Raw genomic sequence first — 23735 nt, 5'->3', positions numbered from 1 at the left:
ATAAAATGTGTCTAGCAACAAAACACAATTCAATCATTAAATTTTAAAACCATGAAAAGATTCCATGTACATATTAGAGTAAAGAACTTAGATGAAAGTATTCAGTTCTACAACACACTATTCAACACAACCGCTTCAAAAGTGAAATCAGATTATGCTAAATGGATGCTAGAAGACCCCAAGGTTAATTTCTCTATTTCTACCGGAGATGGTCCTAAAGAAATTAGACATCTTGGACTTCAAGTAGAAACAGAAAAAGAACTAGAAGAAGTATACGAGCATATGCAAAAGGCAGAAGGACAAATGTACGAAGAACCTCAAGTAACCTGTTGTTATGCTTTTAGTGACAAATCTTGGATTTCCGATCCTCAAAACATACAATGGGAAGTATTTCATACTCATGGAGATGCTACAGTATATGGCAGCAAAACAAGTAAAGAGTGCGAAATCAATTGATTTTTCAATGAAAAAATTCATGTACATTTGGGTTAAAGTCTTCTTTAACCCTTTTTTATTATGCAAATTATTGACCTGTCGAAACCCATTCAATACAATAAAACCGATCCATGGTTTATGAAGGTTAAGATTAAACACAAACCTCATCAAAAGGCTGGATTGTTATTGAAATTTTTAGGACTTCCAAAAAAATTGTTTCCAAAGAACTTTAAAGGATGGGCTGATGATACCATTCAAAAAATGGGCGTACATTCTACTACTCATATAGATGCACCTTGGCATTATTCTCCTACAGTAAATGGCAAACGTGCAAAAACTATTGATGAAATACCTTTAGATTGGTGTTATGGAGATGGAATTGTTATCGACATGAAACACAAGAAAGACTTTGATGCTATTACTACTGAAGATATCTCAAATTTTTTAGAAAAAGAAAAGCTAAGTATACAACCTGGAATGATTGTATTGATTAAAACTGGAAGAGATATTTACAACGGAACCAAAGATTTTCCTGACAAAGGAACCGGAATGAGTGCTGAAGCAACAGAATGGTTAATAGACCAAGGAATCAAAGTTATGGGGATAGACTCTTGGGGCTGGGATTTACCTTTAAAATATTTAATTAAAAAAGCGAAAGAGACCAATAATTCTGAACTCTTTTGGGAAGCGCATCTTGTTGGAGCAAGAAAAGAGTATTGTCATATGGAACAATTGGTTAATTTAGATGCATTACCTTACAGTGGATTTAAAGTAGCTGTATTTCCGCTTAAAATTGTGGGAGCTTCAGCAGCACCTGCAAGAGTGGTAGCAATGCTAGATAACTAAAACAAAAATTATGAGAAAAATCATCTTTATTTTACTGTTAAGTCCAGTTTTCTTAACAGCTCAAAACAATGAATATATACAGAAAGTTCAAACCATAGATAGTACTATTGAAACTTTATACTCCGTTATTTCTGGTGAAAAAGGAGAAGCAAGAAATTGGGATTTATTCAAGTATTTATTTCATAAAGACGCTAAGTTAATCCCATCTGGAAATAACAGACAAGGGGTTGTAGGAGCAAGATTCATGACAGCCAAGGAATACATCGAAACTTCTGGAAAATGGCTATTAGAGAACGGTTTTTTTGAGAATGAAATTGGAAGAAAAACCGATCGTTTTGGAAATATGGCTCAAGTATTCTCAACATATGAATCTTTTAAAAGTAAAAAAGATACTAAGCCATTTATGAGAGGAATTAATAGCATACAACTCTTGAATGACGGAAAGCGTTGGTGGATTATAAACATTTTTTGGCAAGGCGAAACTCCTAAACAACCCATTCCTGAAAAATATATCGATTAGTAGTCATTGATGAAAACTTGTACATTTGCGCTATGCGAATAGATATTATTACGGTAGCACCTGAATTGCTAGAAAGCCCTTTTAACCATTCCATTGTTCAAAGAGCAAAAGACAAAGGGCTTGCAGAAATTCACCTACACAATTTAAGAGATTACGGATTGGGTAACTATCGTCAAATAGACGATTATCAATTTGGTGGTGGAGCTGGCATGGTATTAATGATAGAACCTATTTCAAATTGTATTGATAAATTGTTGGGTGAAAGAGAATATGACGAGATTATTTACATGACTCCAGATGCAAAAACACTAAATCAAAGCACCTCTAATTCGCTTTCCTTAAAAAAGAACATTCTTATCTTAACTGGACATTATAAAGGAGTAGATCAAAGGATTAGAGACAAGTATGTCACTAAAGAAATTTCTATTGGCGATTATGTTTTAACTGGTGGCGAATTGGCTGCTGCTGTTCTTTGTGATAGTATTATCCGTTTGATTCCTGGAGTTTTGGGAGACGAAACTTCTGCCTTAACAGATTCGTTTCAAGACAATTTATTATCGCCTCCAGTTTATACAAGACCTTCTGAATACGATGGAATGAAAGTTCCTGAAATATTATTGTCAGGAAATTTTCCTAAAATTGAAGAATGGCGATCAGAAAAGGCATATGAAAGAACTCAACAAATAAGACCTGATTTATTAGATGAAACCTCATAGAGGTTTTTTATACAACTCTACTTTGAAAACAATTACATCCTACATAAAAAACAATAAAGCACTTTCTTGGGTGCTTGGGTTTCAACTATTCCGTCTGTTATTACTCCCATTTATGGGATTAATGCCTCAAGACGCTTACTATTATTTATACGGTCAAAACTTATCACTCTCTTATTTTGATCATCCTGGAATGATAGGATATTTCTTGAGAATTTTTAGTGAAATTTTTGGTCAATCAATTTTTGTAGTCAAATTCACCGATTTTGTAATTACCTCATTAACTATCTACAGTTTTTATAAATTATCTTCTATTTTCCTTTCAAAACACCGAATGTGGAAAAGTATGATATTATTAGTATCTACAATTTGTATTTCTATACTCTCATTCAATTCAACTCCAGATGTTCCTTTATTGTTATTCTGGACCTTGAGTATTCTTTTCTTATACAAAGCAATTTTTGAACAAAAAAAATGGTTTTGGATTCTTGGAGGAATCACAATGGGTTTTGCTTTTGTAAGTAAATACACAGCAATATTACTACCTATAGGACTTATCGCTTTCTTATCATTTTCTAGTAGGTATAGAAAATTATTAATCTCTCCTTGGTTATGGTTAAGTATTGTTTTATTTGTAGGAACCACTTTTCCTGTTTGGTGGTGGAACTACCAAAACGAATTTGCTTCATTCGCATTTCAGTCAACGGAAAGAACGGGATCTATTTCTAAATTTGAGATTCAACCAAAGAATTTCTTTGGAGCAATCGGGCATCAAATGTTCTTACTGCTTCCAATTTTGTATTGTGTTTTTATTGTATTCTCATTTAAACATATTAAGAAAGCCATCCTTAAATTTAAATTACCATCACAAAAAACACTTTTTTTGCTAGCCTTTTTTGTACCCACTTTTGTAGGTTTCTTTTTGATTACTCCTTTTTATTGGGTGAAATTAAATTGGATGATGCCTTCTTATATAAGCGGAATTATCATAGCTGCTATGTATATAAGTAGAAAACTTGTCAAAGTTCAACTGATCTTTTCGGTAGTTTTTCATATAGCCCTAGCTACACAAATTATTTTCTTTTTTGTTCCTATCAAAAGTGATGATACTTGGGTTGGATGGAAAGAATTATCTGAAGAAGTAAAAACACTTCAGCAAGAATATCCTGATACTTTTTTGTTTTCTATGGATGGATATAAGACCTCCGCTCAACTTCGTTTTTTCCTTAACCAAAAAGTTTATGCTCAAAATGTAGTTGGATTAAACGCACTGCATTTTGATTATTTGGGTGACGACATGGAAGCCTTATACGGACAGAATGCTTTATTTATTGATTCAGACAAGCGTTTTAAAAACAATAACAAAAAGGGAGAGCTAGATGCTAATGTCTTAAGCAACTTTACCAATGTAATAGAATTAGACCCAATAGTTCTGAATGAAAACTCAGGAAAGGCAAGAAAGTTTTGGGTTTTCTATTGCATTAATTATCAGCCAAAAAAATAATCTTAATAGGTTTTATTTACAAAAATAAATTCCTAAATTTGCACTCGCTAAAATTAACCTCTGACGAGAACCGTGAATGTTGGTTTTGGATAACCCATAAATTATTAAAAATGGAATCTTTAGTAAAGTTTGTACAAGACGAATTTGTTACAAGAAAAGAAAATCCAGAATTTGCAGCTGGTGATACTATTACAGTATACTACGAAATTAAAGAAGGAAACAAAACACGTACACAGTATTTTAGAGGTGTAGTGATTCAAAAGAGAGGAAGCGGAACATCAGAAACTTTCACAATTAGAAAAATGTCTGGTACTGTTGGAGTAGAAAGAATATTCCCAGTAAACTTACCTTCTATTCAAAAAATTGAAATTAACAAAAAAGGTAAAGTACGTAGAGCTCGTATCTACTACTTTAGAAACCTTACTGGTAAGAAAGCTAGAATTAAAGAGAAAAGAAGTTAATTCTACCTTACATACAATGCAAAAAAACGGGCTTCAAATTATTGAAGCCCGTTTTTATTAACAAATGTTGAAAACCCATGTTAGTAATTTGTTGATTTTAAATTACTTAAAAAATTTGCATCTTTCAATTTCAGTTCTATATTTGAGTCATAATTGCAAAGGGAAGTACGAAAGGATTCGCAAGAAAAATAGAATACAGACTGAGCAATGAATAAAGTAACGTTCTTTATTTAATGGATTTCTAGACCTAATCAAACTGTCGGAGTTTGAGTTTCCTCAGCGAAGACAAACCGGGAATAGTAAAGTTACGAAAGTAACCAAGCAAAAACCCAAAATGTATAATTATTTAGTTGTACAAACAGATTAAGTTAGAGGTTCAGTAGAAACTTCATTAAGTCTCGTGGAAGCAACATGCCAAAACAAGGCGAAGTATCTACAGAGGTAGAAAAAGAAGCAGTCTTTTTGTTTGAAAAAGACATAGAGAGCAATCTCTATTTGATTGTGTAGCAATACAAATCGTTGTTTACAATTTACCTCAAAGAAGCCATATCAGTCAAGAAATTGAATGATATGGCTTTTATTTTTTATATCATTTAGTTATTTCTTCAAATAACACATTCTTCACTCGTAAAATAGACTGATAATTCTTAAATTTGCGCTGCTTTTAAGCAAACCTTATACTTTAATTTTTAAGACTTTTAACTAAAGTTTACCTAGAAAACATCATTATGACGCAAAAAGCTAAAATTATTTACACAATTACAGATGAAGCTCCTGCATTGGCAACTCGCTCATTTTTACCTATTGTAAAATCATTTACCAAAAGCTCAAACATAGAATTTGAAACCAAAGATATTTCTTTAGCCGGTAGAATTTTAGCCAATTTTTCTGATATGTTACCAGAAAATCAAAGAGTAGAAGATGCATTAAGTCAATTAGGAAAACTTGCTAAAACTCCAGAAGCTAATATAATTAAGTTACCAAATATTAGTGCTTCTGTTCCTCAATTAGAAGCTGCTATTAAAGAGCTTCAAGCTCTAGGATTTGATTTACCTGATTACCCAGAATCTGCAGATACTGATGAAAAGAAGGCGATTTTGGCCAGATATAATAAAGTGAAAGGATCTGCTGTTAACCCCGTTTTAAGAGAAGGAAATTCAGACAGAAGAGCACCTAAAGCTGTTAAGAATTATGCCAAAAAGAACCCTCATTCTATGGGAGCTTGGTCTGCAAATTCTAAGTCTCATGTTGCCACTATGACTGAAGGTGATTTTGCTCACAATGAAAAATCTACAACAATTAACGGAGCAACTAATGTTGCTATAGTACATACAAGTTCTAATGGCACAAAGACTATTTTAAAAGAATCGATTGCTTTACAAGACAAAGAGATTATTGATGCTACTGTCATGAATAAAAAAGCTTTGATTAGCTTTTTAGAGGAACAAGTAATAGATGCTAAAGAAAATGGAGTCTTATTTTCTCTTCATATGAAAGCGACTATGATGAAAGTTTCTGACCCCATTATTTTTGGGCATGCTGTTCGAGTTTTCTTTAAAGATGTTTTTGCTAAACACAACGAAACATTTAAGTCTATTGGTGTAGATGTAAATAATGGTTTTGGAAATTTAGTAAGTAATCTTAACGAATTATCTGAGGAGAAGCGTAAAGAAATAGAGGCTGATATTACCAAAGCTTTTAACGCTAATCCAGATCTAGCAATGGTAGATTCCGATAGAGGTATCACCAACTTACATGTTCCTTCTGATGTGATTATTGATGCATCTATGCCAGCAATGATTAGAACATCTGGTCAAATGTGGAACAAAGAAGGAAAACAACAAGACACTAAAGCAGTAATTCCAGACAGTTCTTATGCTGGAATTTATCAAGCTACCATAGATTTCTGTAAAAAGCACGGTGCATTTGACCCTACTACAATGGGTACTGTACCTAATGTAGGATTAATGGCTCAAAAAGCTGAAGAATACGGATCACATGATAAAACTTTTGAAATTGCTACGGAAGGAACCGTTCAAGTAATCACTACTGAAGGAGCAGTTTTACTAGAACATTCTGTTGAAGCTGGCGATATCTGGAGAATGTGCCAGGTAAAAGATGCGCCTATCCAAGATTGGGTAAAACTAGCTGTAAATAGAGCAAGAGCAACGGGTACACCAGCAGTTTTTTGGTTAAATGAAGACAGAGCTCATGATGCCGAAATCATCAAAAAAGTAAATCAATATCTACCAAATCACGATACAAATGGATTAGATATCAGAATCCTTTCACCTGTAGATGCTACTCAATTTAGCTTGGAAAGAATTAAAGAAGGGAAAGACACCATTTCTGTAACAGGAAACGTTTTACGTGACTACTTAACAGACCTCTTCCCTATTTTAGAATTAGGAACTTCTGCTAAAATGTTATCTATTGTTCCTTTGATGAATGGTGGAGGATTGTTTGAAACTGGTGCAGGAGGATCTGCTCCTAAGCATGTTCAACAATTTGTAAAAGAAAATCATTTACGTTGGGATTCTTTAGGCGAATTTTTAGCTTTGGCTGTTTCTCTTGAACATTTTGGAGATGTAAACAACAACGCTAAAGCTAAAGTATTGGCAAATGCGTTAGATGAAGCTACTGATAAATTTTTAGACAATAAAAAATCGCCGTCAAGAAAAGCAGGTGAACTAGATAATAGAGGTAGTCATTTTTACTTAGCAATGTATTGGGCTGAAGCTTTAGCTGCCCAAAATGAAGATACAGAACTAAAGAATGAATTTACTGGGGTTGCAGATCAAATGTTAGCAAATGAAAAAGTTATTATTGAAGAGTTAAATACTATTCAAGGAAGTCCTGTAGATATTGCAGGATACTATCAGCCTAACAATGAAAAGGCTAATAATGCTATGAGACCTAGTGAAACATTGAATAGAATCTTAAATTTGATTTAAAAAATTATCCATTCTAAAAATAGAGCAGGCTTTTGCCTGCTTTTTTTGTGGATTAATGTTTACTTTTGAGTATGAGTTTTACGAAAACTACAGAACAAGATTCTTCTTATAACCATTTAGAAAAAATGAGTACGTATGAACTCATTCAAAACATCAATAGAGAAGATCAAACAGTTGCAGAAGCTGTTCAAAAAAGCGTCTCTAAAATTGCAGAACTAACAGATCAAATCGTTACCAAACTTCAACAAGGTGGGCGATTGTTTTATATTGGGGCTGGCACTAGTGGTAGACTTGGAATATTAGATGCTTCTGAATGTCCACCCACATTTGGTGTTTCACATGATCTAGTTATTGGGTTGATTGCTGGTGGTGATACTGCTATTAGAAAGTCTGTTGAATTTGCTGAAGACTCCACAACTCAAGGATGGAAAGACCTCCAAGATTATTCAATTTCTGAAAACGACATCGTAGTTGGAATTGCAGCTTCAGGAACTACTCCTTATGTAGTTTCAACTTTAGAAAATTGTAATAAGAACAATATTGTAACAGGTTGTATAACTTGTAATGTTAACTCACCTTTAAGTCTAGTTGCACAGTTTCCTATAGAAGTTGTGGTAGGGCCTGAATTTGTTACTGGAAGCTCTCGAATGAAAGCAGGAACGGCTCAAAAAATGGTTTTAAACATGTTGTCTACAGCTACCATGATTCGACTGGGAAGAGTAAAAGGAAACAAAATGGTAGACATGCAACTTTCTAACGATAAATTGGTTGATAGAGGAATTAGAATGTTGGTTAAGGAATTAGACATTGATTCGTCTAAGGCTTCAGAGTTGTTAGAAGAATACGGAAGCGTTAGGGCAGCAATTCAAAATTATAAATAATGGGTACAGATTTTAACATCTTAAGAAAAGGATTAAAGCAACTTGGCCTCTTATTGCTTTTATTTATTGCTTCTCCTATATTGTTAAGCATGTCTTTCAAAGCAATAGCTATCTTCAAAGAAGGAATTCAATATTGGTTTAGTATTGCCTTTTTGATCGTTTCTTCATTGCTAATGTTGTTTACCGTATTTTACGCTTTTAAAACTTTTAGAACTATTTTAAGTTCTCTTTTTCACGATAAATAATTGGCAAATAGTAAACTTCATAAGATTTTTCATTGGGAACATTGGCCTTTATTAATGTTCTACATTCCTAATATTCCTTATGCATTTGTACATGGCTTGGTAGCAAGAAATTTAGTTTTTTATACTGCTGTTAATCCAGGAATTACCAATTCTGGAATTGGCTCTGAATCAAAATTCAAGACATTACACATCTTACCAAAAGAGTACATTCCAAAATCTATTTTACACGACCAATCATCAGATATCAGTGATACTTTACAAGAACTTACAAGACAAAATATTCAGTATCCCATTATTGTAAAACCTGATGTTGGCTTTAGAGGATTACTTGTTAAAAAGATTGAGAATAGCGAAGAACTTATTGCTTATTTAAATAAATATCCCGTTCCAATTATTATACAAGAGTTTTTAAACCATAAGAACGAATGCGGTATTTTTTATTACAGACATCCAAATCAGAAAAAAGGAAAAGTTACTTCTATTACCTTAAAAGAGTTTTTAACCATTACTGGCGATGGAAAATCTACAATCAAAGAATTGGTTTTATCAGACAAGAGAGCTTTTTTATATTACAATTTAATTAAAAACGACTCTTTAATCGATTGGGAGTCTATTCCTCATCTCAATGAATCCATTAAACTTTCTTCTATTGGAAATCATTCAAAAGGAACTCGATTTATGAATGGAAATCATTTGATTAATGAAGAGCTTGAAGAAGCTTTAAATCGTTTAAGTAATCAAGTAGAAGGTTGGTATTATGGAAGGTTGGATGTAAAATACAACACATTGGATGAGCTTAACCAAGGAAAGTTTAAAATTCTGGAATTGAATGGAATTTTAGCTGAACCTACTCATATCTATGATACCACAGATATGAATTATTGGAAAGCGTTAAAAACAATAAGAACACACTGGAAGCAACTTTACAAAATTGCAATCTACAATCACAAGTATAATAAAGTTGCTTACAGAAAAGTGATTCCTTTTTTAAAAGAAATGTTTGCTTTAAAGGCCTATTCTAATCGTTTGAAGAAATTATCTAAACAAGATATTTAAAGAATTCTCTCAAAAAAGAGCTCTTTTACACCATCAGTATTGATATTAAATCCATTTACTTTATTATTCTTTCGTGTGAATTGAACTCCTGAATAAATGTATGTATTGCTTCTAAAGGCATCTTTTACAATTGGATAAAATCTAATTGTTTCTGTTTTAAGATTAGACACTGTTAACACGCTTTCTTTCAATGAAAATTTCACAATAACATCCAATTCTTTATTGTAATAATGCCCTACATAATCAGATAAATGAAGGGTATTAGGATCAACCAAATCTACCTTATTATAAACACTTACATCGCTTCCTAAAGAAGAGACTTCAAAAGTATTCTTTGTAAATGTTATAAAAACTTCAGTATCGCCTCTTAAGTAAAACTGAAATTTATTATTGCCTAAGGCTAATAATGCAGTTTCTCTGTTACTTTCTAATCTTTTATAACGAAGCGTGTCATTTTTCACATAAATCTCTCTCACTAAACTATTAGTTTTGTCCCAATAAACACCTTCAAAATTCTTTAAATCCCTCTTAGACAATGTCTTAAAATCAATTTCAGAATACTCTATTTCGGCAGGTTCTGTAAATTCTTTTTCCATCATGTGATTTCCCAACAAACCAGCTGGCATTCCATTATATCGATTGTTATTACCCAACACAAAAGAAACTACATCATGAGATTGATATCTAAAAACATTTGCCCCATAACCAGCAACTAAGCCATACTGCCAAGACATTTTAGGCAAACCTCTTTCTGGATGATCAAAATATCTTCCTAAGGTTAATTTACCCCAAGTTGAAGCAAACTCTTTTCCTGAATCTAACGTTACATAAGCGTCTAGCTTTTTAACTAAATCGGAGAGTTTTTTGTTCGTGTAATAGAGTTGAAACCATTTTGCAAAATCTTCAACTGTTGTATATAAATTAGAAACTCCTAGCGTTAAATCGTTAACTGGATTATAGTTAGTTTTCTCATCAATTGAATAAGATTTAGCCAAATTAGAGAGTATATTTCTTGAATTGTTAAAAGAAGTATTCTTCATTTCCATAGGTTCAAAAAGTTGCTTCTTTGTAAACTCTTGAAATGTTTGCTTAGAAATTGACTTCACTATTTCTACCATTAGTAAGACCTCAGTATCTGAAGTATGATATGAAAACTGAGTTCCAGGTTTAAAGTTTAATTTTTTTTGAGAAGAAATAATGTTAATAGCATCTTCATGAGTAAAAACATCAGTAGATCTAATGTTTAATAGTTCCTTGAGTGGATGCAAGGTGTGTAAGCCGCTCGTATGATTTAACAAATGTTTTACTTTGAGGGTAAAACTATATTCAGGCAAGCTTGGTAAATACTTCCTCACATCATCCTCTAAAGATAATTTCCCTTCTTGTTCTAGCAATAGAATAGCTAGTACCGTAAATTGTTTTGCTAAATCATCTACTTGAAATTTAGTTTGAATGGTTATTGGCTTTTTTGTTTCAATATCTTCAAGTCCAAATCCTTTTAAGTATACTACTTTCCCATCTTTAATTACTCCTGCAGCCAAACCTGGTTTATTTGCATTTACATAATTAGCCAATAAACTATCAAGTTTTTCATCTAGATTTTTACTTTGAGAATAACCTGTAAATGAAGTCAATAGAATCAATAATATTAATTTTCTCATTCTGGATAATTTTTAAAAGTGAATGACTTATGAATAATCTTCCATTGATTTTTAACCTTTAAAAGCAAAAAATAATCAGTATAAATTCTTTTACGCGAAGGCATTAAAATTTCAACTTTGGCAACTCCAGCATTTCCTTCATAATCAATAGAGAGTACTTTTCCTATTCTGTTACTCTTTCTTCCTTCTTTTACATTTGCCACATATTGCTTACCAGACCAAGCTCTCAAAGAATCATTCGCAACAAAATAGAGGTTAAAATTCTCATCAAAAGCACTTTTAAGTCTTTGTGGTTCGCCATTCGCAGTTCCTTCTATGTAATCATACAAGACTTTATTTATAGCTTCAATTTCTGATTGTGCTTGAATAGACAAACCTGCAAAAAGGATAAAAAGTAGAATTAGTTTTTTCATTTTTTTAATGTTTTTAATTTTTTAATAATTTCATTAGCTACTGATGCAGCCGCTGTTGGATCTTGCCCTGTAATTAACCTACCATCAACTTTAAAATAGTTATCCCATCCATTTTTTGAGTAACTAAACTTCCCTCCTCTTTCTTTGATGATTTCTTCAATAGAAAATGGAAAAGTTTTATAATATTGGGCGCTTTTATTCTCAAATAGGTCTGGAAATCCATTTACATCTTTATTAGCATATAAATAATTATCATTATCTATTTTTAAGTTTACTATTCCCGCTGTACCATGACAAATAGATGAGATAATTCCATTACTATTATACACATCGGTAGAAATTTTTTGTATGCTTTTATCTTCTGGTACACCAAACATTGCAGCTCCTCCACCTCCATAATAAACAGCTCTATACTCTAAAGAATTCACTTGATTTGGAGTCTTCGTGTTTTTGAGTTTATTCATAAAATTAGAATCGTATAAGTAATATTTTTGAATGCTATCCGAAGTATTTAAATAACCTATAGGTATTGCCCCTCCTTTTGGGCTTACAAAATCTACTTGGTATCCATTCTTTATTAAAACATCATAAGCCAAAACAATTTCTCCAAAATGATTTGCTGTATTTATTTTTGTATCCCCATAAGTATGTTGATTGGAAACAATGAATAGAATTTTATCCTTAATTTCTTTTCTGCTATCTTTTGAAGACTCACAAGAAACTAACAAGAAAACAGAAAAGCATAAAATGACGGTTCTCATAACTGAATATAAATTTCAGCTAATATGAATTATATCTTTTTAAAAGTGTTTTTGAGTTATAAATTAGAAGTTCGGATTTATAAATTTGAACTTTTAAATTGCGTTGGAGTTACTCCTTCAATTTTCTTAAAAGCAGTGTAGAACGTTGATTTTGAATTAAAACCACAATCATACGCAATTGCTTCTAAAGTAAAGTTAGAGTTTGAAAGCAATCTTTTTTTAGCTTCTTCTATTCTATATTCATTGATAAAACTCGCGAAGTTTTTTCCTAGGTTATCATTTAACAATTGAGAAAACTGATGAGTGGTTAATTGAATCTTTAAAGCTACATCTGAAGATTTTAAGTTTGGGTTCTTGTAAAGAGATTCTTCATTCATCACTTTTTTCAAGGTCTCAATTAATATCATCGCTTCTGAAGAATCAAACCTCTTGTCAGCATATTTTTCAGTAGGACTAAAAATAACCTTGTTCTTTTTCTTGTTGTAAACCAAAAACAATATCATTATGTAAAAAAGAAAAGAAAAAGTTAATGCACCTGTAATATAACTAGTAAAGTAAGAGAATTTATAGGATGCCCAAACTGCAAAATTTCCAAAGAAAATACTTAAGACCCAAATATCTAAACTGGCAACTTTAGATCTGTTAAAAAGTATGCTTCTTAAAGTTGGTACCAACTTATATGCTGCGAATAAAGTGTAAGCTAACCATATGTAATAAATAGCGTTAATAAAATAAGGTCGCCATAGATGTATATTTGCCTCAAAAGGATATAAGAATCCAACAATTAAAGCAGTAATTAGTAAAAACCCAAAATGGTATTTCCATTCCTTTTTAATTAAGTTATGAAAACCTTTAACAGACATTACATAAAAATATAGAAAAGGACCTATGAATAGGCAAGCTGTTAATCCAAATTGCAAATAATGAAATGATAAATCAGGATTGAAATAGAAGAAAACAGACTTTCCAGTTCTAATACTCATCATTAGCAAAAAAGCTCCTAAAAACTTATTGGAAATATGTTTGGATTTTACAAAGAATAGAAAATATAAGCTTAAGACGATTCCGTTGAATGCTCCTAAAGCACTAAAGAAAAATAAAAGCTCTTTACTTATTTCCACTCAAACTATTGTTTACAGTAAATATAGAAAAAGAATCTCTTAAGAATTTACTAATTCTTTTTTTGGGGTTGTTGGGTTGTATCCAAAATCTTCATCTGGCAATTCTACTCCTAATCTATTGATGATAAATCCAATAGTAGCAAAATGATGAATAGCATGACTATGAGCTTGAATCAAAGCACTTCCTAAGGTGTAATTGGCAGTAACATTTCCGGTTCCTAAATCATCTGTAACAGAAATCATTAAGTTGAAATCGTTTTCTGAAAGTTGATGTAATTTGGAAATAATTGAATTAAAATATTCGATACCTGCTTCTGTAGTTTGCTCTGCAAGTGGGTTTCTTTCCCTTGCAGAAAAATCAACTTTTTTACTTTCCAGGCCATTAAAAATACAAGAAAAAACGTCTAAAATATGTCTCATATGAGAACCAATACTAGAAAAATAGGGAGGTGTAGAAGTACAACTATATTGTTCGTCGGTAATAGAATTAAGTAATTTGATTCCCCTATTAAGGTTCTTTTCAATGGCGTCAATCATAAATGTGATTTTCTCAGTGATAAATATATGAGTTTAATTTAAAATTTGTGAAATTTTCTGTTGATTTCTATTAAAAATACTTCACAACACAACAGTAGTCGTAATAAAGACTTTCTATTACAAAAAACGTTTCAAAAAGGGTTCTTATTATTTTTTGGCACGCTCTTTGGAATTTGTTTATCAAATGCGGAAGCCGAAAAGCATACGAGTAGGCAAAAACCCTAAAACCATAAATTATGAAAAAAGGTGTACTATTTTTATTAGCAATGTTCATGATGGTTTCTTATGTTGAAGCCAACAACGGCCAAAAATCAACTAAGATCTTTGGGGTAGAAAATCGTTACGATGATGCAGTATCCTTTGTAGAAAAAGGAATTAGATTTCATGTCTTCTTAAATGGAGATTTCGATTTTGACTCAAGGTATCTTAGGACAAGGAGAAATCGAAGAATTCCAATCCAAAGAGATTATCAAGGAAGAGTTAAAAGAATTGGAAATGTTTACATACGATATGATTTCAGAGGAAATGTTAGAAGAATCGGTTCTGTATATATGAGATATAATAGAGGAAGGTTGACCAATGTTGGCGATCTAAGAATTAGATACAACAGATGGGGAACTCCAAGGTTCTACGGACAGGTAAGGTATAACGACTATTACTACAATGGGTATGATAGTTTTTCTGTAGGATTTAACCTTAACTTAGGTACAATCTGTTTATTTGACGACCCTTATTTCTACAGAAGTGAGTTTAGAAACAATTATGTGCAAATTAGAGAAGATGATAATTTTTATTACTACAGAGCGAATAAAAATGCTAAGGTTTCTAGAGATCGAATTTTAAAAAGAAGAAAACCTGCAAAGAGAACTACTCAAAAAAGAAGAGGAACTCAAGTAGACTCTAAGAAGAGAGCACAATCTAAAAGAAGTTCAGAGAATAAAAAAAGAATTTATACGAAGAAGAAAAAAGTTGATCAAAAGAAAAAAGAATTGAAAAAAAGAAGAAGATCTTAACAAAAAAAAACCGAGCGGAATGCTCGGTTTTTTTTATCTAATTAGTTTTTTATACTTAATTCGTTTTGGCATTAAATCGCCTCCTAAACGTTTTTTCTTGTTTTCTTCATAATCTGAAAAAGAACCTTCAAAGAAATAGACTTGACTGTCTCCTTCAAAGGCTAAAATATGAGTACATATTCTATCTAAAAACCATCTATCGTGGCTAATTACTACTGCACAACCGGCAAAGTTTTCTAAACCTTCTTCTAAGGCTCTTAATGTATTTACATCTAAATCATTTGTTGGCTCATCTAACAACAACACATTACCTTCTTCTTTTAAGGTCATTGCTAAATGCAATCTATTTCGTTCACCTCCTGAGAGTGTATTGACTTTTTTGTTTTGCTCGCTTCCAGAGAAATTAAAACGACTTAAATAGGCTCTTGAGTTGACTTGCTTTCCGCCCATCATCACTAAATCTTGACCATCAGAAAAGTTCTCCCAAATAGATTTATTAGGGTCAATATTAGAATGTGACTGATCTACGTAAGCAATTTTTGCCGTCTCTCCTACTTTAAAGTTTCCTTTATCTGCCGATTCTTCTCCCATAATCATTTTGAAAATGGTAGTCTTACCAGCTCCGTTTGGACCAATAATTCCAACGATTCCAGCTTGAGGTAAATTAAATTCTAAATTTTCATAAAGCAACTTATCGTCATAGGCTTTTGAAACTCCTATAGCTTCAATAACATTCGTTCCCAATCTTGGTCCGTTCGGGATAAATATCTCTAGTTTTTCTTCTTGTTGTTTTTGGTCCTGACTCATTAAACGTTCATAACTTTTTAAACGAGCCTTTTGTTTGGTTTGTCTTCCTTTAGCTCCTTGTCGAACCCACTCTAACTCTCGCTCAAGTGTTTTTTGACGTTTGGATGCTGTTTTACTTTCTTGTGCTAATCGTTTTGATTTTTGATCTAACCAAGATGAATAATTTCCTTTCCATGGAATTCCTTCACCTCTATCTAATTCCAAAATCCATCCAGCAACATTGTCTAAGAAATATCTATCGTGAGTTACAGCAATAATGGTTCCTTTATATTGTGCCAAATGATGTTCTAACCAATGTACAGATTCTGCATCTAAGTGGTTGGTAGGCTCATCTAACAACAAAATTTCTGGTTCTTGCAACAACAATCTACACAAGGCTACTCTTCTTTTTTCTCCTCCAGAGAGTACTCCTATTTTTTTATCGGAATCTGGAGTTCTTAATGCATCCATAGCAATTTCTAACTTGGTATCTAATTCCCAAGCATTAGAAGCATCAATCTTGTCTTGTAATTCTGCTTGCTGAGCCATTAATTTCTCCATTTTATCAGCATCAGAATACACTTCTTCTAAACCAAACATGTCATTGATTTTGTTGTACTCATCTAAAATAGCGACTGTTTCTGCTACTCCTTCTTTTACAACTTCAATAACTGTTTTTTCAGGATCTAACTGAGGTTCTTGTTCTAAATAACCAACTTTATAGCCTGGAGAAAAAGTAACATCTCCTTGAAAATTCTTTTCAACTCCCGCTATAATTTTTAGCAATGTAGATTTTCCGGATCCATTCAATCCTAAAATCCCAATTTTAGCTCCGTAAAAGAAACTTAAGTAAATATCTTTTAAGACTTGTTTGTTTGTACTTTGATAGGTTTTACTTACTCCAGACATGGAGAAGATTACCTTTTTATCATCAGACATTAGGCAGTATTTTTAATATATTATTTTAGAAAATTTTGAGAGTGATTTACACTCTTCCTTTTAGTGCGTTAAACACCCAAGCTATTGCAAAGAACCCTATACCAACAGCTCCAAATCCCCAACCAGCAACTTCATTATAACGAAAAGCTCCTAACCCTATAAGAGCAATTCCGACAACAATCATAATGATGGTTGCCCATGCCAAAACTCCATTTTTATTCATAAAAGGTTTTATTAGTGAAGTAGCAAATATATAACTTTATAAAGTTGCAGCCAATCTACTTCCTTGATCGATGGCTCTTTTGGCGTCTAATTCTGCAGCTAGATCAGCTCCTCCTATTACATGAACTTTTTTTCCAGAATCTTGTAAAGAATTATATAGATCTCTTAAAGGAGTTTGTCCAGCACAAATAACAATGTTATCAACTTCTAAAACTTTCTCTTCTTCATTTTGAGTGTAGTGTAATCCTTGATCATCAATTTTTGTGTACTGTACTTCATTGATGAATTGAACATTTTGTTTTTTCAAATTAGCTCTATGAATCCAACCTGTTGTTTTTCCAAGATTTCCTCCAAACTTTCCTTTACTTCTTTTAAACATAAATACTTTACGTTCACTTGGATGAATGATAGGGCGAACACCTTCGATTCCTCCACGAGCTTCCATAGTCTTATCAATGCCCCATTCTTCTAACCATTTATTTAAATCTAAGGTAGTAGACTTTCCTTCGTGTAAGAGATATTCTGATAAATCAAAACCAATTCCTCCAGCTCCAATAACTGCAACTCTTTTTCCTACAGGTTTTTTCTCTTTAAGAACCTCAAGGTAACTCAACACTTTTTTGTGTTCAATTCCTTCTATCTTAGGAGTTCTTGGTTTGATCCCTGTTGCAATAACAACCTCGTCAAAATCAGAACTTTTTAAGTCTTCTTCAGTAACACGAGTGTTTAATTTTACTTCTACATTATGAAGTTCTATTTGTTTGTTGAAATATCGAATTGTCTCATAAAACTCTTCTTTTCCAGGAATTTGTTTGGCTATATTAAACTGACCTCCAATCTCTTTATCAGCATCAAACAAGGTTACTTGATGTCCTCGTTGCGCAGCAATTGTAGAAACGGCTAATCCAGCAGGACCTGCTCCAACTACAGCTATTTTCTTTTTGTTTTTGGTAGGTAAGTAATTTAGTTCTGTTTCATGACAAGCTCTTGGGTTTACCAAACAGCTTGCTACTTTTTGTTTAAAGACATGGTCTAAACAAGCTTGATTACAGGCAATACAAGTATTAATTTCATCTTCTCGTTCTTGCTCTGCTTTATTCACCCATTCTGGATCTGCTAAGAAAGGTCTTGCCATAGAAATCATATCGGCATCTCCTCTGGCTAAAACTTCCTCAGCCACGTTAGGCATGTTAATTCTATTTGAAGTAACTAAAGGAATAGAAATTTCTTCTTTCATTTTTTTTGTCACCCAAGTAAATGCGGCTCTTGGAACAGAGGTTGCAATGGTTGGAATTCTAGCTTCATGCCAACCTATTCCTGTATTAATAATTGTAGCACCAGCTTTTTCAATTTCCTTTCCTAACATCACAACTTCTTCCCAAGAACTCCCTTTTTCTATCAAATCTAACATTGAAAGTCTATAGATAATGATGAAGTTTTCACCTACAGCTTCTCTTACAGATTTTACCAAAGCAATAGGAAGTTTCATTCGATTCTCATAAGAGCCTCCCCATTCATCTGTCCTTTTATTGGTGTGCTCAACAATAAATTGATTGATTAGATACCCTTCTGAACCCATAATTTCAATTCCATCGTAGCCAGCTACTTTAGAAAGTTTAGCACAGTTGACAAAATCTTTGATGGTTCTTCGAATTCCAGATTTTGTTAATTTAAAGGGTTTGAATCGATTGATAGGCGCTTTTATTTTTGAAGGAGCCACATTAAATGGATGATATCCATATCTTCCTGCATGCAAAATTTGCATACATATTTTCCCACCTTCAGCATGAACTGCTTTCGTAATCTTTTGGTGATGTTTAGCATGCTTTTTTGAAGACATTCTTGCAGAGAAAGGACCAGTCCATCCTTGAATATTTGGAGAAATCCCACCAGTAACAATTAGTCCTACTCCACCTTTTGCTCTTTCTGCATAATACTTTGCTATCTTATCAATTCCATTTTTCTCTTCCTCTAAGCCAGTATGCATAGAACCCATTAAAATTCTATTTTTTATTGTGGTAAAACCTAAATCTAAGGGTTCAAATATGTGCTTGTACTTCATAAAATTCAATTATTTACTATGCATGCATAATATTTAGCAAGATACAATTTTTTAGGATAAAAAAACCAGAAGATTTCTCTTCTGGTTTTTAATGACTTACAGTAAGCTATTTTAGTATAGATACCCCATTTTTCCTTGTTGAAAATCTCGTAAAGCTTCCATGATTTCAGTTTGTGTATTCATTACATATGGTCCCCAAGAAGTTACTTTTTCATTGATAGGTTCTCCTGAAAGTACTAATAGATTACTTTCTTGGCTAGATCTTATATGTATTCTATCACCATCTTGATTGAAGGTTAACATTTGCATCTTCCCTTTTTTCAAATTGTGTTGATTATTCACTATAACTTCTCCATCAAGTAAATACAATGCTGCATTGTGATGTATTGGAAGTTTAATATTCATCTCACCATTTTCCTTAGCTCTTATTGTAAATACATTTACATCTGTTTGGGTTTTTATCAATCCTTTTTTATCAGCTTGCTCTCCAGCTACAACTTTTAAAGCTATACTAGTATCATCATTCATTACAACTGGTATTTCTTCGTTTTTTATATGCTGATATGCTGCGGGTATCATTTTCTTTTTAGCGGGTAGATTTAACCACAGCTGAATTCCTTCTAACTCTCCTCCTCTTTCAACAAATTCTTTACTAGGTCCTTCAGCATGAATAACTCCTCTACCTGCAGTAGTCCATTGTACATCCCCAGCTTTTACCAACATTTCGTTTCCTAACGAATCTCTATGCAATTGTTCTCCTTTAAATAACAATGTAATGGGTTCGAATCCTCTATGAGGATGCGGTCCTAAATCAAATGGATTATTTAACAGAGATATTGCATAAGGTCCATAATGATGTAATAATAAAAATGGGTCTACTTGCTCTATTCCTTGATTAGGAATAGGTTGTCTCAATCTTACTGGTCCCATACTCACCATAGGACTATCAGTTTTATGCTGTATTGTTTTTAATTTATTTTCCATGGAAAATATTTGTTTAAATTTTTTTTAACGGATTTTATCTAATAAATCACTTAGAATAGTAGCTTCTTCATTACTGAAATTTTCTAAAAACTCAAGTTTGATATTCTTATCTATTTCCGATAACAATGTCAGTCCCGAGTCAGAAATATTGATATAAACTACTCTTCTGTCGTGTTCACATCGTACTCGTTCTATAAGACCTTTATCACATAGTTTATCCATTAAACGAGTAGCGTTTGGAGCTCTTTCAATCATTCTATCTTTAATTGTTTGAACTTTAATTGGTTCTTTAGCTCCTCTTAATATTCTTAGAATATTATACTGTTGAGGCGAAATTCCATAGGGTTTAAAAGATTCATTTTCGTGACTGTTGATCCAATTAGCTGTGTACTTAATATTAATTAAAGCTTTAATTTTAGGATCGGTGAATTTCGAATTGATATCTTTTGCTATATCTCCCATTAACCTCTTAATTTTAAATCTTTCATGATTTTATTAAAGTCATCAGATGATGGTGTTAAATAAATCTCATCATCTACAAACAATGTTGGAAACTTAATTTGGCCTTCGTACAATTCACTTGTATGCTGTTTGGCGTCTTCATTCTTTAGCACATCAACATAATGAAAATCTATATCTGATGTTCTTAAAAAGTTTTTGAATGCTACCGAGTGTGCGTGACCTTGTTTTCCGTATAAAGTAATTTTCATGTTACCTCCTTTCAAGGCACAAAATTAAGGAAAATAAATTTATTTTCCAAGGAATATAATTCCGTTTCACACTTATTTTATAGACAATGCTCTAGAAGGGCATTCATTTACTTGCGCAACTATCTTTGTACTAGAAGCTGCATCCATATCTACCCAAGGTTTTCTTCTAGGGTCAAAAACAGGTAACAAGCCTTTCCAGCATTTTTTTGAGTGAGTACACAAGTGAGGTTGCCAAAGTACAGTAATGTCTCCATTACTATACTCTTTTACAATCTTTTTATCACTCATTATTATTTATTTTTTGGTTTTTCTCTATTCATCTCATTCACATTCACATCATTAACTTCAACTCCTAAAAGATGTTTGCTAAAGTAATCTGCTTTCAACCAAAAGAAATATTCAGTCATTCTACCAAAACCATGTCTTTGTCCTGGCATAATCATAAAATCGAAACGCTTATTTGCTTTTATCAAAGCATCAGCCATTCTAATTGTTCCGCCTGGGTGAACGTTATTATCAACGTCTCCAGTAACTAACATTAATTTTCCTTTCAAATTTTTAGCTAGTGTTTGATTTTTATCAATTTGGTATTTGTAAGAAATATTTCCTTTCGCATCTTTAATTTCTTCAATACCATGATGGGTTTCACTCCACCAACTATTATAAATTGTGTTATCATGATTTCCTGCTGAAGAAACTGCTACGTGAAAGAAGTCTGGGTACACTAGCATGGCAGCTGTAGACATAAATCCACCTCCAGAATGGCCAAAGATTCCTACTTTTTCGATATCTATAAAATCGTGTTTGTCTGCTAATTGTTCTGCAACATATTTTTTATCAGCTAAACCATAATCTCTTAAATTACCATAACCATAAGTGTGGTACCATTTGGAGCGGCTTGGGTGTCCTCCTCTGTTTCCTAATGTAATTACAATAAAACCTACTTGAGCCATTCTATCAGTACGATTCATTCTTGGTGAGAACGATTTACTTACAGCTTCAGTTTGTGGTCCGGGATATACATACTCTATTAATGGGTACTTCTTATTCGGATCAAAATCAAATGGCTTGTACATTACTCCGTAAATATCTGTAATACCATCGTCTGCTTTTACTTTAAATGGCTCTGGAAATTTATATCCAGTTGCAAAAAGTTGAGAAAGATCTGCTTCTTCTAACTTCATAATTAAAGCTCCAGCCGAATTTCTTAATTCAGATTTAGGAACTGTATTTACTCTAGAATAGTTACTTACAAAGTACTTTTTAGAATCGGAAACATTTACTCCAGTATTAAAATCTCCTGGGTTTAAGTTTCTCATTCCAGTTCCATTCAGGTTTATTCTATATAAATGAGAATAGTAAGGATCGATACCCTTTTTAACTCCATTTGCAGTAAAATATAATACTCTATTCTTTTCATCTACACCTTCAAATCTATCTACATGAAAAGGACCGTCTGTTACCTGACGCTTAAGATTTCCGTTTGAGTCATATAAGTAGAAATGTCCCCAACCATCTCGTTCAGACCAATGTAGAATTTCGCTTTCATTATTAAATAAACGAATGGCTTTACCTCTATTCTCTATGTAGGTGTTAGAATGTTCTTCAATAAGTGTTTTAACTTCTCCTGTATTGATATCTGCTACATGAATATCCAACCTTTTTCTATCTCTACTCACAGTGCTGAAATATACTTTTCCTTTTTTAGACAACAAGTAGTTCGGATTTAACTCATCCCAATCTATTGCCTTTTTTCTTGGAGCTGAGTATACAGAAACGGATTGTTGAACAGTTGTATCTAATTTTACTTTGACTACATCTTTTGAAGGAACATCAAATATTAACAATTGAGGCTTGTAAAAATCTTTTTCGCCAGCCATATGATACTTATAAGTTTCAAGTGTTGGTCTTTTTCCAGATGTAGTATTGATAACCCATAAATCATTAATATGACGTGAGTCTGTTCTCTGAAAAACAAACTTTTTAGAGTCTCGAGTCCAGTTTACAAAAACTCTTTTCTTTTTGTCTTTATTTTTCTTTTTTGTCTCGTTGTTCTCACCCCAAGAACCTCCACCATATCCAAAATTCTCAACACCATCTTTGGTCCATTGGTTTTCTACAATGGTAGAATCTTTTTCATCTTTTGTAGCTTTTAAGAAGTTCTCTTTATCCATCCAATATAAGTTGTGATTTTTAGAATAAATCACTATTGAGCTATCTGGAGCAACATTAGCCCAGCTTTGCCATTTTTTTCTTTCTTCTTTATCATTATCAATGATAGTTAGTCCGTTACCACCCAATCTATATTCTAAGTGATATACTTTCTTTTCCATCTTTGGTTTCTTCTTAGACTTTTTCTTCTTGTCGTCTTTTTTGCCATCTTTTTTATCGTCTTTTACCTCTACTTTCTCGTTAGAAGTTACACGAAAACGAATAGCTGTTTCATTCTTTACAAACTTGAAGTTGAATCTTGGTAAGTGTTTTGCTTCATATGGGTCTTTTGTAATCTCAGACAACCATTTTGCCATTTTCACGTTGTCAAATAATGGAGTTCTTTTTCTAGCATCGGCATCTACCAAATAATACTTAGAACCTTCGCTGGTCTTGTATTGATACCAAAAACGATTTCCTCTTTTTAACCAATTAGGTCTTACAGAAGTTGAGTGTACCAATTTTCCAATATTTGTTGGTGAAAATCTAGCAGCCAAACGGTAGTTAGGCTTAGGAGTTTTCTTTTCATCAGAGTTTTCCTGAGCAAAATTAGAGGTAGAAATAAATAACAATAAAACTAAAAATGTAAGCTTTTTCATGATGGGTTTAGTTGAAATTAGAAGTTTGTCCGACGAATTTAATAAATTAAAAGTTAGGTTTTTTTATTTTAACATAATCAAAAAAAGGATTCAACATATCT

24 protein-coding genes are annotated in these 23735 nt (G+C 32.5%); 11 read left to right on the top strand and 13 right to left on the bottom strand.

The features are described 5' to 3' along the window. The first annotated feature begins 51 nt into the window (after positions 1-51). The 10 genes from AAON49_RS11595 to AAON49_RS11550 all read left to right on the top strand — a co-directional run bounded on the left by AAON49_RS11595 (position 52) and on the right by AAON49_RS11550 (position 9615). On the top strand, positions 52-456 hold the full coding sequence (locus AAON49_RS11595; protein ID WP_349554769.1) for an ArsI/CadI family heavy metal resistance metalloenzyme: 405 nt from the start codon (positions 52-54) through the stop codon (positions 454-456). A gap of 60 nt (positions 457-516) precedes the next feature. After that, positions 517-1281: a cyclase family protein gene (locus AAON49_RS11590; RefSeq protein ID WP_349554767.1), complete on the top strand. Its 765-nt coding sequence runs from the start codon at positions 517-519 to the stop codon at positions 1279-1281. A 10-nt stretch (positions 1282-1291) separates the two neighbouring features. After that, positions 1292-1801, top strand: coding sequence for a hypothetical protein (locus AAON49_RS11585; protein WP_349554766.1), 510 nt, complete (start codon positions 1292-1294; stop codon positions 1799-1801). A 32-nt stretch (positions 1802-1833) separates the two neighbouring features. Then, the gene (gene trmD, locus AAON49_RS11580; RefSeq protein WP_349554764.1) at positions 1834-2517 is read left to right on the top strand and encodes a tRNA (guanosine(37)-N1)-methyltransferase TrmD; all 684 of its coding nucleotides are present in this window, start codon (positions 1834-1836) and stop codon (positions 2515-2517) included. Then, positions 2504-4018: an ArnT family glycosyltransferase gene (locus AAON49_RS11575; RefSeq protein WP_349554763.1), complete on the top strand. Its 1515-nt coding sequence runs from the start codon at positions 2504-2506 to the stop codon at positions 4016-4018. Before trmD ends, AAON49_RS11575 begins: the two co-directional genes overlap by 14 nt. A 110-nt stretch (positions 4019-4128) precedes the next feature. Beyond that, positions 4129-4479, top strand: coding sequence for a 50S ribosomal protein L19 (rplS, locus tag AAON49_RS11570; protein WP_349554762.1), 351 nt, complete (start codon positions 4129-4131; stop codon positions 4477-4479). A 728-nt stretch (positions 4480-5207) separates the two neighbouring features. Continuing rightward, positions 5208-7433 carry an NADP-dependent isocitrate dehydrogenase gene (locus AAON49_RS11565; RefSeq protein ID WP_349554760.1) on the top strand — a complete coding sequence of 742 codons (2226 nt, stop codon included), beginning with the start codon at positions 5208-5210 and terminating at the stop codon, positions 7431-7433. A 71-nt stretch (positions 7434-7504) separates the two neighbouring features. After that, complete coding sequence (murQ, locus tag AAON49_RS11560; RefSeq protein ID WP_349554758.1) at positions 7505-8314, top strand: N-acetylmuramic acid 6-phosphate etherase; 810 nt, start codon at positions 7505-7507, stop codon at positions 8312-8314. Next, positions 8314-8559, top strand: a complete 246-nt coding sequence (locus AAON49_RS11555) for a DUF6095 family protein (RefSeq protein ID WP_349554756.1) — start codon at positions 8314-8316, stop codon at positions 8557-8559. The genes murQ and AAON49_RS11555 overlap by 1 nt, the downstream gene beginning before the upstream one ends. Continuing rightward, positions 8560-9615 carry an ATP-grasp domain-containing protein gene (locus AAON49_RS11550; RefSeq protein ID WP_349554754.1) on the top strand — a complete coding sequence of 352 codons (1056 nt, stop codon included), beginning with the start codon at positions 8560-8562 and terminating at the stop codon, positions 9613-9615. It abuts the gene before it with no gap. Here AAON49_RS11550 and AAON49_RS11545 read toward each other — a convergent pair. The 5 genes from AAON49_RS11545 to AAON49_RS11525 form a co-directional block, all read right to left on the bottom strand. Then, on the bottom strand, positions 9612-11276 hold the full coding sequence (locus AAON49_RS11545; protein WP_349554753.1) for a serine hydrolase domain-containing protein: 1665 nt from the start codon (positions 11274-11276) through the stop codon (positions 9612-9614). The genes AAON49_RS11550 and AAON49_RS11545 overlap by 4 nt on opposite strands. Continuing rightward, positions 11273-11689 (bottom strand): nuclear transport factor 2 family protein, encoded by a 417-nt coding sequence (locus tag AAON49_RS11540; RefSeq protein ID WP_349554751.1) that lies wholly within the window; start codon positions 11687-11689, stop codon positions 11273-11275. Before AAON49_RS11540 ends, AAON49_RS11545 begins: the two co-directional genes overlap by 4 nt. Beyond that, complete coding sequence (locus AAON49_RS11535) at positions 11686-12450, bottom strand: type 1 glutamine amidotransferase domain-containing protein (protein ID WP_349554749.1); 765 nt, start codon at positions 12448-12450, stop codon at positions 11686-11688. Before AAON49_RS11535 ends, AAON49_RS11540 begins: the two co-directional genes overlap by 4 nt. A gap of 77 nt (positions 12451-12527) precedes the next feature. After that, a complete protein-coding gene (locus AAON49_RS11530) occupies positions 12528-13571 on the bottom strand; it encodes a helix-turn-helix domain-containing protein (protein WP_349554747.1) in 1044 nt (347 codons plus the stop codon). Positions 13572-13610: 39 nt separating this feature from the next. Further along, the gene (locus AAON49_RS11525) at positions 13611-14108 is read right to left on the bottom strand and encodes a DinB family protein (protein ID WP_349554745.1); all 498 of its coding nucleotides are present in this window, start codon (positions 14106-14108) and stop codon (positions 13611-13613) included. Positions 14109-14344: 236 nt separating this feature from the next. On the opposite strand from AAON49_RS11525, the gene AAON49_RS11520 reads away from it, so the two are divergent. Beyond that, on the top strand, positions 14345-15121 hold the full coding sequence (locus AAON49_RS11520) for a hypothetical protein (RefSeq protein ID WP_349554743.1): 777 nt from the start codon (positions 14345-14347) through the stop codon (positions 15119-15121). Positions 15122-15154: 33 nt separating this feature from the next. Here AAON49_RS11520 and ettA read toward each other — a convergent pair whose 3' ends face one another. The 8 genes from ettA to AAON49_RS11480 form a co-directional block, all read right to left on the bottom strand. After that, positions 15155-16846: an energy-dependent translational throttle protein EttA gene (ettA, locus tag AAON49_RS11515; RefSeq protein ID WP_349554742.1), complete on the bottom strand. Its 1692-nt coding sequence runs from the start codon at positions 16844-16846 to the stop codon at positions 15155-15157. A gap of 46 nt (positions 16847-16892) precedes the next feature. Further along, entirely contained in the window at positions 16893-17069 is a 177-nt protein-coding gene (locus tag AAON49_RS11510) for a CAL67264 family membrane protein (RefSeq protein WP_349554740.1), read from the bottom strand. A 36-nt stretch (positions 17070-17105) separates the two neighbouring features. Next, positions 17106-19130 (bottom strand): oxidoreductase, encoded by a 2025-nt coding sequence (locus tag AAON49_RS11505; protein ID WP_349554738.1) that lies wholly within the window; start codon positions 19128-19130, stop codon positions 17106-17108. Positions 19131-19241: 111 nt separating this feature from the next. Then, positions 19242-20114 (bottom strand): pirin family protein, encoded by an 873-nt coding sequence (locus tag AAON49_RS11500; protein ID WP_349554736.1) that lies wholly within the window; start codon positions 20112-20114, stop codon positions 19242-19244. A gap of 24 nt (positions 20115-20138) precedes the next feature. Then, entirely contained in the window at positions 20139-20576 is a 438-nt protein-coding gene (locus AAON49_RS11495) for a MarR family winged helix-turn-helix transcriptional regulator (RefSeq protein WP_349554734.1), read from the bottom strand. Beyond that, on the bottom strand, positions 20576-20824 hold the full coding sequence (locus AAON49_RS11490; RefSeq protein WP_349554732.1) for a glutaredoxin family protein: 249 nt from the start codon (positions 20822-20824) through the stop codon (positions 20576-20578). Before AAON49_RS11490 ends, AAON49_RS11495 begins: the two co-directional genes overlap by 1 nt. A gap of 72 nt (positions 20825-20896) precedes the next feature. Then, positions 20897-21112: a (4Fe-4S)-binding protein gene (locus AAON49_RS11485; protein WP_349554730.1), complete on the bottom strand. Its 216-nt coding sequence runs from the start codon at positions 21110-21112 to the stop codon at positions 20897-20899. Between the two features lie 2 nt (positions 21113-21114). Beyond that, positions 21115-23634, bottom strand: a complete 2520-nt coding sequence (locus AAON49_RS11480; RefSeq protein WP_349554728.1) for a S9 family peptidase — start codon at positions 23632-23634, stop codon at positions 21115-21117. Positions 23635-23735: the final 101 nt, after the last annotated feature.

The sequence above is a fragment of the Pseudotenacibaculum sp. MALMAid0570 genome (genome assembly GCF_040151415.1).
Classification (GTDB): domain Bacteria; phylum Bacteroidota; class Bacteroidia; order Flavobacteriales; family Flavobacteriaceae; genus Polaribacter.
This window is presented reverse-complemented; position numbering and strand designations above follow the sequence as displayed.